At 31.8% G+C, this 16,937-nt stretch carries 12 protein-coding genes; 3 read left to right on the top strand and 9 right to left on the bottom strand.

Annotation, left to right across the window (positions count from 1 at the left end; all coding sequences use genetic code 11):
* Nucleotides 1–375 precede the first annotated feature (375 nt).
* The 3 genes from yidC to PBN93_RS01085 all read right to left on the bottom strand — a co-directional run bounded on the left by yidC (nt 376) and on the right by PBN93_RS01085 (nt 4,254).
* Complete coding sequence (gene yidC / locus PBN93_RS01075) at nt 376–2,223, bottom strand: membrane protein insertase YidC (RefSeq protein ID WP_271081208.1); 1,848 nt, start codon at nt 2,221–2,223, stop codon at nt 376–378.
* 113 nt (nt 2,224–2,336) lie between these two features.
* Entirely contained in the window at nt 2,337–3,959 is a 1,623-nt protein-coding gene (locus PBN93_RS01080; protein ID WP_077398622.1) for a CTP synthase, read from the bottom strand.
* Between the two features lie 61 nt (nt 3,960–4,020).
* Nucleotides 4,021–4,254, bottom strand: a complete 234-nt coding sequence (locus PBN93_RS01085; protein ID WP_077398777.1) for a DUF3820 family protein — start codon at nt 4,252–4,254, stop codon at nt 4,021–4,023.
* A gap of 99 nt (nt 4,255–4,353) precedes the next feature.
* Between PBN93_RS01085 and PBN93_RS01090 the strand changes: the two genes are divergently transcribed.
* Complete coding sequence (locus tag PBN93_RS01090) at nt 4,354–5,178, top strand: lipocalin family protein (protein ID WP_077398624.1); 825 nt, start codon at nt 4,354–4,356, stop codon at nt 5,176–5,178.
* A gap of 61 nt (nt 5,179–5,239) precedes the next feature.
* Here PBN93_RS01090 and PBN93_RS01095 read toward each other — a convergent pair whose 3' ends face one another.
* The 5 genes from PBN93_RS01095 to bshC are packed head-to-tail and all read right to left on the bottom strand — an operon-like array spanning nt 5,240 to nt 12,764.
* Nucleotides 5,240–5,776 (bottom strand): DUF922 domain-containing protein, encoded by a 537-nt coding sequence (locus PBN93_RS01095; RefSeq protein ID WP_271081209.1) that lies wholly within the window; start codon nt 5,774–5,776, stop codon nt 5,240–5,242.
* A 3-nt stretch (nt 5,777–5,779) separates the two neighbouring features.
* Nucleotides 5,780–8,197, bottom strand: coding sequence for a LysM peptidoglycan-binding domain-containing protein (locus PBN93_RS01100; RefSeq protein WP_171974444.1), 2,418 nt, complete (start codon nt 8,195–8,197; stop codon nt 5,780–5,782).
* A gap of 2 nt (nt 8,198–8,199) precedes the next feature.
* Entirely contained in the window at nt 8,200–9,735 is a 1,536-nt protein-coding gene (gene guaA / locus PBN93_RS01105) for a glutamine-hydrolyzing GMP synthase (RefSeq protein ID WP_077398630.1), read from the bottom strand.
* A 51-nt stretch (nt 9,736–9,786) separates the two neighbouring features.
* Entirely contained in the window at nt 9,787–11,157 is a 1,371-nt protein-coding gene (locus PBN93_RS01110; protein WP_271081210.1) for a pyridoxal phosphate-dependent decarboxylase family protein, read from the bottom strand.
* Between the two features lie 5 nt (nt 11,158–11,162).
* Nucleotides 11,163–12,764, bottom strand: a complete 1,602-nt coding sequence (bshC, locus tag PBN93_RS01115) for a bacillithiol biosynthesis cysteine-adding enzyme BshC (RefSeq protein ID WP_077398634.1) — start codon at nt 12,762–12,764, stop codon at nt 11,163–11,165.
* Between the two features lie 223 nt (nt 12,765–12,987).
* Between bshC and PBN93_RS01120 the strand changes: the two genes are divergently transcribed.
* Together PBN93_RS01120 and PBN93_RS01125 are read left to right on the top strand one after the other, a co-directional pair.
* On the top strand, nt 12,988–14,295 hold the full coding sequence (locus PBN93_RS01120; protein WP_271081211.1) for a carboxypeptidase-like regulatory domain-containing protein: 1,308 nt from the start codon (nt 12,988–12,990) through the stop codon (nt 14,293–14,295).
* A gap of 39 nt (nt 14,296–14,334) precedes the next feature.
* Nucleotides 14,335–15,387 (top strand): S66 peptidase family protein, encoded by a 1,053-nt coding sequence (locus PBN93_RS01125; protein ID WP_077398638.1) that lies wholly within the window; start codon nt 14,335–14,337, stop codon nt 15,385–15,387.
* A gap of 28 nt (nt 15,388–15,415) precedes the next feature.
* Here the strand turns inward: PBN93_RS01125 and rocD are convergent, their stop codons facing one another.
* Nucleotides 15,416–16,696: an ornithine--oxo-acid transaminase gene (gene rocD, locus PBN93_RS01130; RefSeq protein ID WP_271081212.1), complete on the bottom strand. Its 1,281-nt coding sequence runs from the start codon at nt 16,694–16,696 to the stop codon at nt 15,416–15,418.
* Nucleotides 16,697–16,937 lie beyond the last annotated feature (241 nt).

Below are 16,937 nucleotides of genomic sequence, written 5' to 3' on the forward strand. Positions count from 1 at the left end.
TTTTAAAATCTGAATTGCAAAAATACAAAAATCTAAAATGCTTTGTATTTCTATTATTACCCATAAATCTTCAATTTTTTATAAAAAAACGCACCGTTTATCGATATTTAAAATCGATTAAAAACAGACTAAAATCTTAGTCGAAAATTAAACAACAAAATGACTCTGCTTAACATACAAAATAGGGACTTTTACAACTAAACATTTTTTAACCTCTTAATAGGTTGCATCTTTGGAGTCCCAAATGTTACTAAGCTTAACCTACTTAGTGCTTAAAGCTCCTAGAAATAGGAGCTTTTTTTTTGTGCCGTAATAAAAAAAATCCTGCTTCATATACAAGAAGCAGGATTTTTTTATAATCTATTAAAAAGATAATTATCTATTCTTTTTATGCTCTTCTGCTTGCTCCATCATTTCACGCATCTTCTTCTGAAACTTGTTTTCCTTCTTAGGTTTCTTTTTATTTTCCTGAATTTTAGCGTGTATTTTATCTTCATCAATAATAAACTTCTTAATTGCCAACATTATAAATATTGTAATTAAGTTAGATACAAAGTAGTACAAACTAAGTCCACTAGCGTAACTATTAAAGAATACCAACATCATTAATGGAGATAGGTAAAGTATAAACTTCATATTAGGCATTCCTGGTTGCTGTTGCATATTTTGACCAGATGTCATCATCATATAAAAGAAAATAGCAATAGAAGCTAATATTGGAAATAAACTAACGTGATCTCCGTACAATGGAATATGAAAAGGTAATTCTGCTATAATATCATAAGACGATAAATCGTCTGCCCATAAAAATGGTTTTTGACGCAACGCAAAAGACGTTGGAAAAAACATAAACAATGCATAAAAAACTGGCAATTGTAATAAAGCTGGCAAACAACCACTCATTGGGCTTGCTCCTGCTTTATTATAAAGCTTCATAGTTTCTTGCTGTTTTTTCATTGGGTTGTCCTTATACTTCTCCCCTATTTCAGCAATTTCTGGCTTTAAAACCTTCATTTTTGCTTGTGATAAGTATGACTTATAAGTTACCGGCGACATTAATAAACGTACCAAAATTGTCATTACAATAATAGCTATACCATATGGTAAAAAGCTACTTAAAAATGTATAAGCTGGTGTAAAAACATATCTATTTATAAAACCAAATATTCCCCAACCATAAGGTATAGAGTCTTCTAGACCTAAATCTTCATATTTAGATAGCTCTTTAATATCTGTTGGTCCATAATAAAGATTCATATTATAGGCTAACTCACCCGCTTCTGTTTGTAAAGGTAAAACAGCTGTATTTTCTTTTGTAAACTTTGTTTCTGGTGTATCATCCTCTACCAAATTTACAGAACTTAATTTAGCAGTTTTAAAATGCTTATCTGTTGCCAAAATAGAGCTAAAGAAATGTTGTCTGTATGATAACCATTTAACATCTTCCTCTTCCTCTTCATCATCACTTCCCTCAGATAACTTACTAATATTACCATCATCATGATTGTATGTTAAACGTGTGTATCTATTTTCATAGGTAGCACTTTTACTGTGCCTAATTCCTTTTTGCTTCCAAACCAAAGCAATTGGTGCAGCACTATTTATTACTCCATTTAAGCCTTGTGAGCGAATATTAAAGTCCAATAAATATTCATCTGGTTTAATCTCATATCTGTATTCTAAAAAGTCTGTAGCAGAAACTTTAGCTTTCATAGAAAGCACTGTGTTTTTACCATTTTTAGAGACTGTTGGCTCAAAATATAAATTTTTAGTATCTAAAACTCTATTATCTGATGTGGTAAAAGTTAAACCAAAACTAGCATTATTGTCTTTTACCAAATGTACAGGAAGAGAATCATAGGTAACAAAATTCTTCATTTTTGCTTCTACAATTTGCCCACCTTTGTTACTAAATCTTAAATATAGTACGTTATTTTCTAAAACTGTAGTTCCGTCTGATGCTGGCGTGTAACCGAAAGCACCAATTTTACTTTTGTAATTAGCAACCGCAGTAGAGTCTGATAAATTTAAAACTGGTTCTTGAGAAATAGTCTCTTTCTCTTGTTTGTTATCTGCTGCCGCAGCTTCAGTTTTTTGTTTTTCTTTTTTCTGTGCTTCAAGTTCCTCGGCAGTTGGTTGTGTGGTATTAAACCATAAAACAAACAATCCAAAAATTAGTAAAAACCCAATTAAGGTTTTTGCATCAAATTTCTTTTCTTCCATTCTAATATGTCAAAGATTTTATAGTAACCACTATAAATCTATTTATGTTAATAATAAATTACAGTTTGCAAATATATGCCCAAATGTACACTTTATGCCAAACTGGCACTTTTTTATTGTTTTTTATGTTCTAGAGCTGCTTTTACAAATCCTACAAATAGTGGGTGTGGATTAGCTACTGTACTTTTATATTCTGGGTGATATTGCACACCTATAAACCAAGGATGTACTTCTTTTGGCAATTCTACAATCTCTACCAAACCTGTATCTTTATTAATACCAGAGGCTTGTAAACCTGCAGCCGTAATTTGTTCTTTGTACTTGTTATTAAACTCGTACCTATGCCTATGGCGTTCAGATATATCTGATTTTCCGTTGTAAACATCTTTAACTAAACTGTTATCTTCTAAATGGCAGGCCCAAGTACCTAAACGCATAGTACCACCTTTGTTTACTACAGTTTTTTGTTCTTCCATTAAATTAATAACAGGATTAGGAGTTTCCTCGTCCATTTCTTTAGAGTTTGCATTTGCTAAACCTAAAACATTTCTAGAAAACTCTATAACTGCCATTTGCATACCTAGACATATACCCAAAAATGGTATATTATTTTCTCTAGCGTATTGCACAGCTTTAATTTTACCTTCAATACCTCTTTCTCCAAAACCAGGAGCAACAAGTATACCGTCTAATCCTTTTAATTCTTCTGCCATACTTTTACCCAAAATATGTTCAGAGTGTATAGATTTTACTTCAACTTTTACCTCGTTTTCTGCTCCTGCATGTATAAAGGCTTCTAAAATAGATTTATAAGAATCTTGCAATTCTACATACTTACCAATTAAACCAATTGTAACTTGATTTTTAGGGTTTTTATGACGTTCTAGAAATTGATTCCACGTGGTTAAATCTGGTTTCTCAGTATCAGACAAAGCCAACCTTTCTAAAACAACAGTATCTAAACCTTCTTGTTGCATTAATAAAGGAACATCATAAATTGTAGATGCATCTATAGATTGTATTACTGCTTCTCTTTTTACGTTACAAAACAATGCTAACTTATGCTTTATTTCATCAGAGATTTGGTGTTCTGTTCTACAAACTAAAATATCTGCCTTAATACCACTTTCCATTAATGTTTTAACAGAGTGCTGAGTTGGTTTTGTTTTTAACTCCCCAGCAGCAGACAAATAAGGTACTAGAGTTAAGTGTATAACAATACCATTGTTATCTCCTAACTCCCATAATAACTGCCTAACTGCTTCTATATATGGTAAAGATTCTATATCACCAACAGTACCACCAATTTCTGTAATTACAATATCATAATCACCACTTTTTCCAAGTATTTGTATACGTTCTTTAATTTCATTGGTAATATGAGGGACTACTTGTACTGTTTTTCCTAAAAACTCTCCTCTACGTTCTTTTTCTATAACACTTTGGTAAATTCTACCTGTAGTAACATTATTAGCTTGCGAAGTTCTTACGTTTAAAAAACGCTCATAATGCCCAAGGTCTAAATCCGTTTCTGCACCATCGTCAGTAACGTAGCATTCTCCGTGTTCATAAGGGTTTAATGTTCCTGGATCTACATTAATATAAGGATCCAATTTTTGAATGGTAGTTCTGTAACCTCTAGCTTGTAATAGTTTAGCCAAAGATGCAGCTATAATTCCTTTTCCTAGAGATGATGTAACCCCTCCGGTTACAAATATGTACTTAGTGTTTGCCATGTAGCGTTAGGTTGTTTTCTTAACGCAAGCAAAAATAGCAAATTGCTATTACAAAAGCAGTCTATTCTTTAGGAAAATCTTTCTGAATTTTTAGAATGATATCTTCCAATCCGTTTATTTTAATTTCTAACATAGATTTTAACAAAACACCTAGTTTACCCTCAGGAAAACCCTTTTGATTAAACCATACCAAATATGGTTCTGGTAGGTTTACCAAATACCTTCCTTTGTATTTACCAAATGGCATTCTGTAATGAGCCAATTCTATAAGTTTTTGGTTATCGTTTTTTAACATAATTAAAAAGTCTAAAAGTAACTTTACACCGTAAATAGAACAGTAACAACTACATACATCCTTTTTTAGATTATAAAACAACTTTAATGCCGTAAAACTATGAAAAAAGTATTTGTCTTTTGTGTTTTTTTAGTAATGCTTATAGCTTGTAATAACAATGATAGTGAACAACTTTATAAACTAGTAGAACAAGCTGAAGATAATATAACTTTAGATACAGATAACGACGGAATTACTGATGAAGAAGAAATAGAAAATGGTACAGATCCAAATAATGAGGACACAGACGGTGATGGTGTTATAGATGGAAAAGAAATTGAAGACAATACAGACCCTCTAAAAAACTGTTCTTTTAAATTAGACAGCCAAACAGTAAGCACAAATGCTACTTGGAAAAATTTAGATTGTGATGCTGACGGGATAATTAATATTGATGAAGTAAATGCTGGTACAAACCCATTAATTGCAGATGAAGTAGAAGTAAAATCTCCTTTGCTTGGGACATGGGCATTAGTTAGTGCTAAAATAGATAATGGAACAGCTACTACTGTAGTTAACAACCAAACCTATCCGTTAGAATATACAGCAAATTCTACAAACGAAAACTCTACTGCTACATTTACTGAAAACCCTAATAAAATTATTAGCACAGGAGAATATATCACTGTAATTAATTTCTCGTTTTTAGGAACTGATTATACAGAAACCATAACATCTGAAAGTCCGCTGAGTTCTGGTGATTGGTCATTAGATAATGACACACTAAAACTTGACGCTAATGATACCGTTAATGGTACATACAAAGTAATTAGCTTAACTGATGAAACACTTGTTTTGCAAACTGAAGTAAATAGAATTGTAACTACAGGAGGTGTAGATTTAGACACAAAAGGAACGTTAGTAATTACACTAAATAAAGAATAAGATAAATAAAATTGAAGTTAAAAAAAGCGACACTTGATGTCGCTTTTTTTAACCTATACAATTATTTTAATTTTAGTTGTTTTTTAACCTTGGTTTGCCATAAAAGCTGCTTTTCTAAATTTCTAGAGTAATTTGTTTCTGCGTCATACAAATCTTGATACGCATTTAACTCTTTATTTATGGCGCTATAAATTTCTTTAACTTCTTTTCTAGTATTTTTTGAAGGCTTAATTTTACTTAAACGATTTCTCATTTTTCGTGCATAAATTTCAGCTATATCAAAATGTAATTGTTCATGAGCTAATGTAACATTTGTAGATATACTAGGCCTATACCATGATTTATTAGGATAAAAAAGAGCAATAACTTCATAAGTGAATTTATTGCCCTTTTCCCTGTTAAAATAAGTAGTATACTTATATGTTATACCACTAGCTGTTACAGCTGCAGCTCTATTATTTTTTGATGTTTTACCCTTAAAATTAGCCCAATTTAAAACTAAATTGGGCTTCCATACAATTGTTTCTTCTGTTTGCGCATTACTACTTATAACAAGCAATACAGACAATAAAAAAAACGTTTTTTTAAAGATTAGCATACCTTATTTTTTAGGTACCACCTTCTCCACTTCTTCTATTTTCATATCATTATATTGCATAATGTAAACTGCAGTATTAGTAAATCCGGCATTTTGCTTATTAACGTAGTTAAATTTATTAGCAGTGTATTCTGTTTCTCCTACTATTTTAGAAACTTCAAATAAATCGTTTTTATAAGCTAGTTTTAATAATATGTCATACATAATATCAAAACCTCTAGCTGCGTATTTATCTGGGTTAGCACCAAATTTTGATCTATACAATTTATTAAAGCCTTCATCTGTAATTTCTTTATTTACTGATGGATATGTAAAGTTTAAATTAGATAAAAGCATATTATCTACTTCATCTCTATCAAAAGCTTTATTAAGGTCTGTTGTAAACATTCTAATTTTTGTATCCTTGGCATTTAAAGAGTTTACAACAGATGTTGCATGCTTAGACAAAGCCAAATTACTTGTCTCTACAAAAACAAAATTATCTACGTTTCTTGACAATAAATATTTTAGTTTATTAATATTTATTGTTAAATCTTTAATTAAACTAACCTTTTTAGCTTTAGGAAACCTTTCTGTTATAGCATCAGACTCTGCCTTATGCTTAGAGTCTGCAATAATTACAATATTTTGATTTGTATAAATACTAGAAACGTAATCTAATATTTTTGTTCTTAAAACCTCATTAGATGGTAATGAGTAAAATGTATTACCAAAACCTATTTCTTGCTCTGTTAAGTTAGGAGAAATAACAGGTATTTGAAGTCCTGCAGTTTTTTTAGCTACTTCTTGTATAGATTGTGGATCTAAAGGACCAATAATTGCTCTATAATCACCAATATTTTCTTTTTCTAAAATCTCCTTTACCTTTTCAACACTTTTTGTAGACTGTGTATCATAAGCTGTTACATCTACAGAAACACCTTTTTTCTTAATAGCGTCTAACGCTAATTGCATACCAGAATAAAAACCTAAACTAATTTTTGTATCCAGTCTTTTTTCTATATCCCTTTTAGCTTCAGATGTATTATTAATATCAATTTTATCTAACCTAAACGGTAATAACACCATTACTTTTGGTCTAATTGCAACATTTACGCTATCTACTAAATTAATTTTTGGAAGAATTAATGAGTTTTTAACGGTAAAATTACTGCTTCTAGCTTTTGGTAATTTTAAAACCATTCCAGCTTTAATACCTTCTTTTAAAGCAGGATTAAATGCTGTTAACTCTGCAAATGACACCCCCAAATCTCTAGACAAAGACATTTCTCCTTGCCCCTGACGAACTACATAAAATATATAGTTTTCTGAATTTACTACCTGTGCATCTGACGCAGACTGACCTTTTAAAGTAGGAATTTTTATATTCATTCCTTCTTGTAGTCCTTTTTCTTTAACTAAAGGATTTGCCTGTTTTATTTGCTCTTCAGAAACTCCATATGCCTTTTCTAACCTATAAAAAGTCATTTTTGCAGGTACAGTATAAGTTATAAAATTTGGCACTTTTTCTGAACCAGTTTTAACCAAGCTATCTCTAACTAGTATATTACGTTCTGGTATTTTAAGTTCCTGACCTTCTGCCAAATAATTAGAAGATTTTGGCAAATCTGGATTTAAAAGAAGTAAACTATCTACAGTAATGCCATATTTGTTTGCTATACTCCAGCGTGTTTCTTTTGCCTTTACAATATAAGATTTTAAAACAACCTCTTTTACTTCAACTTTTTTAAAGTGAGGAATTCTTAATATCATTCCTTTCTTTACATCATCAGAATACAAAATTGTATTGTATTTTTTTATTTGATCCTGAGAAACTTTAAACTGCTTAGAAATACCATAAAGTGTTTCTCTTTTTTTAACCTTATAGTTTGTAAATTTATATGGTGTATCTTCATAACTAACAGAAACATTGTTATTGGTAGTAGAAGCTGGAGCCTCAGAAGTATCTATAACTACTTTTTTATAAACAGGAATTTTTAAAACAGTTCCCTTTTTTAATTGCTCTGCATACAATTGTGTATTGTATCTTTTAATATCATCTTCTGTAACATTGTATTGTTTAGCAAGACTGTATAAGGTTTCTCTTTTTTTTGCTTTATGCTCTATAAAACGAATTGGCTTCTCTTGCTTAACCTGAGTAACCTTTACAGGCTTATCGCCTGCCAAGGAAGCCGTTACAGCTGCCATTTTTTTATCCAACGGAACAATCAAGATAGTATTTGGAGTCAGTTTTTGGCCTTTCTTAATCTCCTTATTGTAAACTAAAATATCCTCTATAGATACATTATATGTTTTAGAAATACTCTCTAAGGACTCTCCTCTTTTTACAGGGTGTGTCTTATACTTTTGTGCATAAGAGTTGGCTGTAACCAAAAGAATTAACAAAAAAGAAAGAACTGTTTTAAAAAATTTACTATTCATAATTATTCCCATTCTATTGTTGCAGGCGGTTTAGAACTAATATCGTAAACTACTCTATTAACGCCTTTTACTTTATTTATAATATTATTAGACACCTTTTGTAAAAACTCGTATGGTAAGTTTACCCAATCTGCTGTCATTCCGTCTGTGCTTTCTACTGCACGTAAAGCTACACATTTCTCGTACGTACGTTCATCCCCCATTACACCTACACTATTTACGGGTAAAAGTATGGCTCCGGCCTGCCAAACCTTATCATATAAGCCACTTTTTTTTAGTTCTCCTATAAATACAGCATCTACTTCTTGTAAAATAGCTACTTTTTCTGGTGTAATATCTCCCAAAATACGTATTGCAAGTCCAGGTCCTGGAAAAGGATGGCGCCCTAAAAGGTCTTTTGCCATACCCATAGAGGCTCCTACACGCCTAACTTCGTCTTTAAATAAAGCTTTTAATGGCTCTACTATTTTTAATTTCATAAAATCTGGCAAGCCTCCTACATTATGGTGACTTTTTATTGTTGCACTTGGCCCTCCTGTTGCAGAAACACTTTCTATAACATCTGGATAAATTGTACCTTGTGCTAACCAGCTTACTCCTTGTATTTGATGAGCTTCATCATCAAAAACCTCTATAAATACACGACCAATGGCTTTACGCTTTTGTTCTGGATCACTTAACCCAGCTAATGCGTCCAAAAAGCGTGCCGAAGCATCTACACCTTTAACGTTTAAGCCCATACCTTTGTATTGCTCTAGCACATCTGTAAATTCATTTTTACGTAATAAACCGTTATTTACAAATATACAGTATAAGTTTTCTCCTATGGCTTTATGCAATAACATTGCTGCTACCGATGAATCTACTCCTCCAGATAAACCTAAAACAACTTTATCATTACCAATTTTTTGTTTTAATGCTTCTACAGTTTCTTCTACAAATGCATTAGGCGTCCAATCTGGATTTACATTGGCTATATCTACTAAAAAGTTTTCTAATAATTGTTTACCATCTGTAGAGTGGTAAACCTCTGGGTGAAATTGTATTGCATATGTTGTTTCACCTTCTATTTTATATGCTGCATTTTGTACATCATGTGTACTTGCAAGTAAAGTTCCGTTAGTTGGTAATGACTTTATAGTATCACTATGACTCATCCAAACTTGGCTACCTGCACTTATGTTTTTAAGAAAAGTTTCATTTTCTTTTACATAACTTAAGTTTGCTCTACCGTACTCTCTGGTATTAGAAGGGGCTACCTCACCGCCAGAAAAGTGTGCCAAATACTGTGCGCCATAACATACGGCTAGCATTGGTTTTTCTCCTCTAATACCTTTTAAATCAGGATGAAAAGCATCATCTGAACGTACAGACATTGGGCTACCTGATAAGATAACTGCCTTGTACTCTTCTAAGTTTGTTGGAATTTTGTTGAATGGATGAATCTCGGAATAGATGTTAAGCTCTCTAACTCTACGCGCAATAAGTTGTGTGTACTGCGATCCGAAGTCTAAAATTAATACCTTGTCATGTTGCATGCGCAAAAGTAATATTTAATTATAAAAAAGCTAAACGAAAGTATTGAAATTTTACTCCATTGTTTTCAATATTTGCTCAATATCTTTTTCTGTAGTATCCGGATTAATAAAACAAAACCTAGAAACAGTTTCATAAGTATTACCTAATTTGTATTTGGTTGGTGTTACCAAAGCAAATCCTTTTTTATGATTCTCATAAGTCCAATGTGTATAATCTTCTGGTTTCCAACTTTTTCTCCTATACAACACACAAGACAAGCTTGGCTCTCTTACCAACTCTAAATTTGGATGTTCTTCTATCATTTTACCCGCAATTTGCGCAAGTTCCAATCCGCGTTCTACAGCTTCTTTATACCTATCTGTTCCGTGCATTGCTAATGAAAACCACAAAGGAAGTCCTCTTACTCTACGTGTTAACTGTATTTGGTAGTCTGTTGGATTAAACCCATGTGCACCTTCATCCTTAAAAATATCTAAGTAAGATCCCTGTTGGGAGTGTGCGTTTTTTGCCAATTGCATATCCTTATAAAGTACCGCTCCACAATCATACGGAGAAAACATCCATTTATGAGGATCTATAGTAATACTATCTGCTTGCTCTATACCATTGAACAAGTGCCTAACAGAATCTGCAACTAAAGCACCTCCGCCGTATGCTGCATCTACATGAAACCATAAATTTTGTTGCTTACATACCGCAGCAATACCGTTTAAATCATCTATAATACCCGCATTTGTTGTGCCACCAGTTGCAACTACTGCAAATAGTCTGTTACGCTGTTCTAAAGATAAACTAGCAATTGTTTCTTCTAATTCTGATTGATGCAAACTCTCTTCTGAATCTACTAAAAGAATATCTACATCTATAACTTTGGCCATTGCCTTTACAGAAGAATGCGCACCAATTGATGCTATAATTAAGCCTTTTTTCCCTCTGTTTTCTTCTTTTTCTCTAAAGTGTTCTCTTGCTGTAACCAATGCAGATAAGTTAGCTGCAGTACCACCGCTAGTAAAAACACCAAAAGCACCTTTAGGTAATCCTGTTAAAGAAACAATCCATTTCATTGCTTCGTTTTCACAAAAAATACCACCTGCACCTTCCATCCAATAAGCTCCGTGTATGCTAGATGCAGAGGTAACTAAATCAAACATAATGGCAGCTCTAGTTGGTGAAGCTGGTACAAATGCTAAATGCCTTGGATGGTCTATTTGCACATTTGCATTAGCCAAATGTTTCTTCCATAAATTAAATGCATTTTCTCCTCCAATTCCTTTATTGGTTATAGTTTCTCCAACTAAATTCTTCAATTCTTCGGCTTTAATTGGTTTTCCTATTTCTCTTTCAGTAGCAGATATTCTATCAATGGCATATTTCATAACATCCATTGTCATTTCTACTAAACCTAAATCTATTTTATGCATTTAAATTATAATTCTAGTATTAAAAAATTGCCGTCTAAAGGCTTTAAACTTGCAATTAAATTAGGAATTAAACTTGGACCAAACTCTAAGTATGGTTCAGAAAAATTTTGATTTCTTTCTTGCAAAGACTTGTTAGGAAAAAGTTGGTTTTGTATTTCTGTTAAGCGTATAACGTGGTCTTTTAACTTGCGCTTTTGTGCTTGCAACAACCTATCTTCTAATGCTTGTAGTCCTTTTTTTTGTTTTACCTCTTGTGCTTTTACTGCTCCTAAAAAAGTTTTATCTGTTTGTTCTGCTAATGTATACAGATTTTTAAATTGCTCTTCTAAGTGTTTTTTTTGAGGCGTAAAATCTATATCTATGTTAGATATTTCTCTTATTTTTTTATTTACTAAACTATTTTGTTTTAAAAACAAGTCTTCAATACTTACGTTTAGTTTCTTTAATTTTTCCGATTGTTTTTCGGTTATTAGCAACGCAGAATTGCGTAGTAATAACATTGGAAAAGTTACATTTTGACTCTCAAAATATGATTTAAGTTCTAACCAATATGCCAATTCACCGCCACCACCTATGTAACAAAGGTTTGGTAATATAATTTCTTGGTAAAGTGGCCTGCCAACAACATTTGGAGAAAAACGCTCCGGAAACTCATTAAGCTCTTTTAAAATAGCTTCTTCAGTAAATGTTATTTCTGTATTATTAATAAGGTATAAATCATCTTTTTTAATAATTCGTTCTCTTACACCATCAACCAAATAAAAATAATTAATTTCTCTTGGGTTTACCTGTATTTTATAGCCATCAGAAACAGCACTAAGTTTTACATTTGTTTCTTCTACCTTAGAAAATCCTGTATGGTTTAATAGATCTTCTTTTACATACGGAATTTGTAATTTCTTTAACTCTTTGTCATCTCCATCTACAATAACTAAACCGTAGTTAGTAAAAAGTTCATTTGCTAAATACCGTGTTGCTGCTGTTAAATTTGAATGCTCTAAATAAGCCTGTGTAAATAAAGTTTTTAATTCCTCTGCTGTTTTACCTCCACCAATAGTGCTAGAAAAAGCATTAAACACTTGGCCCAGACCTTCTGTATTTAACCTACCTACTCCGCCAGATGCATTTTTATTCCACTGTATTTTTTTCCCTTTAAAATTAAAATAATTAATTTCATCAAAATCATGATCCTCCGTAGCCATCCAATAAATAGGAATAAAATTTTGCTCTGGATAGGTCCTTTTTAACTCCTCTGTTAAATTAATAGTAGATATTATTTTATATAAAAAATACAAGGGACCAGTAAACAAATTAAGCTGGTGACCAGTTACTACGGTAAATGTATTGGGTTCTTTTAATAAAGATATATTTGTTTTAGTTTTTTCTGATGCTGTAATGCTTGCATATTGGTTTACCAAAGCATTAGCTAATACTAACCTGTTTTCTACAGGAAAATTTTTAGTCTTTTCTACTATCTGTAATTTAAAATTATTTAAGTTGGGAAATCTGTTGTAAAAAGATTGTAATTCTTTCTTCTCTTCTAAATAATCGCACATTAAACTAGAGAAGTAACCTGTTTTGTGGTACGGAATATTGCTGACTTTCATAAATACGATTATATAAAGGCAAAGATAAAATTCTTTACCAATCTATTCTAAATAAAAACTGTGTAAAAAAACTATAAAACTAAGCATTCATTTGTAAGTTTACCTCTAAATTAAGACTTAGATTATTATAAATCATTGCTAAAAAAACCTTAATATATGTTAAAAAAACGTATCTTTAAAAGGCTCGGCTTGTATATAACTAACACACTTAAATAAATTTGCTATGATACTCTCACAAACTAAACCTCAACAATTGTCGGTATTACACTCTTTTCTTTTCAGTTTCATTTTATTATTTTTTGGAACAACAACTGCCAGTGCACAAGAATTTCATCAATTTAAAGGAGAAATATTAGATAGTGATTCTAAAAAACCTCTTGTTTTTGCTACATTATCTATTGCCGGATCCAATATTAGCAGCATTAGTAATGCAGAAGGTAAGTTTTCTTTAAAAGTGCCTAATGAGGTATCTACAGGAGATTTGGTTGTGTCTTTTTTAGGATATAAAACAAAAAAAGTAGCATTAGAATCATTAAAAAAATCTGGGAACAATAAAATATATTTAGATATAACTGTTACTGCTCTAAGTGAAATAAATATTTCTGCTCCAAAGGACCCAAAAGCATTAGTTTTAGAAACGCTTAAAAAAAGAGGTGACAATTATTTTCAAGACCCAACATTAATGACCGCTTTTTATAGAGAAAGCATAAAAAAAAGAAGAAAAAACATATCACTATCCGAAGCTGTAGTTAACATTTACAAAGCTCCATACTCTAACTCACGTAAAGATGTGGTTGAACTTTATAAAACAAGAAAAAGTACAAACTACTCTAAAATGGATACTCTTGCTCTAAAACTACAAGGCGGCCCATTTAATGCTTTGTATGTAGATGTTATGAAATATCCACAATACATTTTTGGTTTAGATGTTTTACCTTTTTATGAATTTAGTTTTGACCACTCTACGCGCATCAACAATAAATTAATTTATGTTATTAGTTTTAAACAAAACAATAAAACTGAACAGCCACTCTACAAGGGTAAACTATATATAGATGCAGACAAAAAAATACTTACTAGTGCCATTTACTCTTTAAATATTATAGATAAACAAAAAGCAGCTAAGCTTTTTGTGCGTAAAAAACCAAACAAAGCTAATGTTTGGCCTACAGATGTAGCTTACCGTGTAGATTACAGAGAAAAAAACAACAAATGGTATTATAGTTACAGTAGTGCTATATTAGAATTTAAAATTGATTGGGACAGTCGCTTATTTAACTCGGTTTATAGTATGAGTTGTGAAATGGCTATTACAGATTGGGAAAAAAATGAAAACCAAGTTTTACCTAAAGGAAAAGATAAAGTAAAAATGTCTATTATTTTAGGAGATGAAGCCGTAGGCTTTTCAGACCCAAACTTTTGGGGCGAGTACAATATTATTGAACCAGAAAAATCTATTGAGTCTGCAATTAAAAAAATTAAACGCCAGTTAAAAAGAACAAAAGGTAATGGCTCTGCCGTTAATCCTTAATGTCGCCATATTTTAGATGTTCTATTACTTTGTATTACTATGCTTAAAAGAAGAAAATTTATAAAAAATACATTAAGCACAACAGCAGCTAGTTTTTTACCAATTACCCTTAGCAATACTATAAGTTGCAGTACTAAAAAACATACATTGCTAAAAGGTAGGCAATTAAAACAAGGAGATACTATTGGTTTGGTTGCTCCTGGGTATGCCGTTTCTTTAGAAGCATTAGAACAAATTAAAGTAACACTACGTAAAATAGGGTTTATACCATACCACACAGAACGTATTATTGGTAATTACGGATATTTTAGTAACACAGATGCCGAAAGAGCCGCAGACCTTAATCATATGTTTGCAAACCCAAATGTAGATGGTATATTATGCGCTCGTGGCGGTTATGGATGCACACGCATTATGCAATTGATAGATTATGAAATAATTAAAAATAACCCTAAGGTTTTTATTGGTTTTAGCGATATTACAACCCTATTAAACGGTTTTTATACAGAAACTGGCTTGGTTAGCTTTCACGGACCTGTTGGCACTACACTAGACAATGAATACGGAATTTCTATGCTAAAACAACTGGTTATTAACCCTAAAGAAAGTGTTGTAATTCATAATTCTGACTTAACTGAAGAACAAAAAGAAAATACAGAATACAATAGATATGTTATTACACCAGGCAATGCTAAAGGTGTTTTGGTTGGTGGTAGCTTAACATTAATTAATGCTTTAATTGGTACACCACATGAAATAGATTTTACTAATAAAATTGTGTGTATTGAAGATGTAGAAGAATCTCCTTACCGCATAGATCGTATGTTAACACAGCTTATAGAAGGCAAAACTTTTAAAAATGCTGCAGGATTGGCACTAGGCGTTTTTGCTGGCTGTGAAACAACAAACAAAACAAAAACATTTACATTAAAAGAAGTTATAACAGAGAGGCTACAAGGCTTAAATATACCTACAGTATACGGAATGTCTTTTGGACATATACCTGAAAATTTTACGTTCCCTATTGGAATTAAAGCAAAATTAAACACGGCCTCTATGACATTAACCATCCTAGAAAAAGCCGTGCTTTAATTCTTATTTTATTTATACAAAGTAATTATTACTTTTTAAACTCGGTTAAAGTCTTTTTAATAATAGCAACACACTCTAGCAATTGTTCTTTAGTCATTACCAATGGTGGTGCAAACCTAATAATGTTACCGTGTGTTGGCTTAGCTAGTAAACCATTTTCTTTTAATGCCATACAAATATCCCAAGCTGTAGAGCTATCTTCTGTATCGTTAATTATAATAGCATTTAACAACCCTTTACCTCTTACCAAAGTAACTAAATCGCTAGTCTCTATAAACTTCCCTAACTCTTCTCTAAAAAGCTCTCCTAAAACCTGAGCGTTTTCTGCCAGTTTTTCATCTCTAACAACCTCTAAAGCAGCAATACCAATTGCAGCTGCTACAGGGTTACCACCAAATGTACTACCGTGGTTACCAGGCGTTATAACATTCATAATATCATCATTAGCTAAAACGCCAGAAACAGGATAAGAACCACCAGACAATGCTTTCCCCAATATTAAAATATCTGCTTTAACCTCTGGTGTTCCAGAGCAATTTTTATCTGCACAAGTACAGTTACCACATGTAGCTAATAAACGTCCTGTACGTGCAATACCCGTTTGTACTTCGTCTGCTATAAATAAAACATTATGCTTATTACACAAAGCTTTAGCAGCTGCTAAATACCCTTCACTTGGTACATAAACTCCAGCTTCGCCCTGTATTGGTTCTACCAAAAAGCCTGCAACGTTTTTGTTGTTTTCTAGAGCAGCCTCAAGAGCAACTAAATTATCATATTCAATTTTAATAAAACCACTAGTGTATGGTCCAAAGTTTTTACGAGCAACAGGGTCGTTAGAAAATGAAATTATAGTGGTTGTACGTCCGTGAAAGTTGTTTTCACAAACAATAATTTCTGCTTCATTTTCAGGAATACCTTTTACTTCATATGCCCATTTTCTACATAATTTTAGCGCAGTTTCCACAGCCTCTGCACCTGTATTCATAGGTAATAACTTATCGTAGTTAAAAGTTTCTGTAGCAAACTTTTCAAACTTACCTAGCATATCATTATAAAATGCTCTAGAGGTAAGTGTTAATGTTTGTGCTTGGTTTACCATTGCACCTACAATTTTTGGGTGACAATGGCCTTGATTTACTGCAGAATAAGCAGATAAAAAATCATAATACTTTTTACCTTCTACATCCCACACATATACACCTTCTCCTTTGTTTAATACAACTGGTAGTGGGTGGTAATTGTGTGCTCCGTGCTTTTCTTCTAATGCAATTGCGTCTGCAGATGCCGATCCTTGAATAATTGACATAATCTAATTCTTTTAAATATAAAACTTAAACGATTCCTGCTTAAAGGAGAGAAATCAACCTTATTTTTTAATATTTTGCAAATTACAAATTGCTATTGGAGCATAAAAAATTTAAGACATTAATAATTAAATCGTCTTTAATTTATAATTCATCAAAATAACATTGAAATAGAAAACTAAAATTAGGCTCAATTTTATTCACAATTAATAATAAGCAAGTATTTAGATAACAAATAATTCT

Origin of the sequence: Cellulophaga omnivescoria (assembly GCF_027915275.1) — a bacterium.
Classification (GTDB): domain Bacteria; phylum Bacteroidota; class Bacteroidia; order Flavobacteriales; family Flavobacteriaceae; genus Cellulophaga; species Cellulophaga omnivescoria.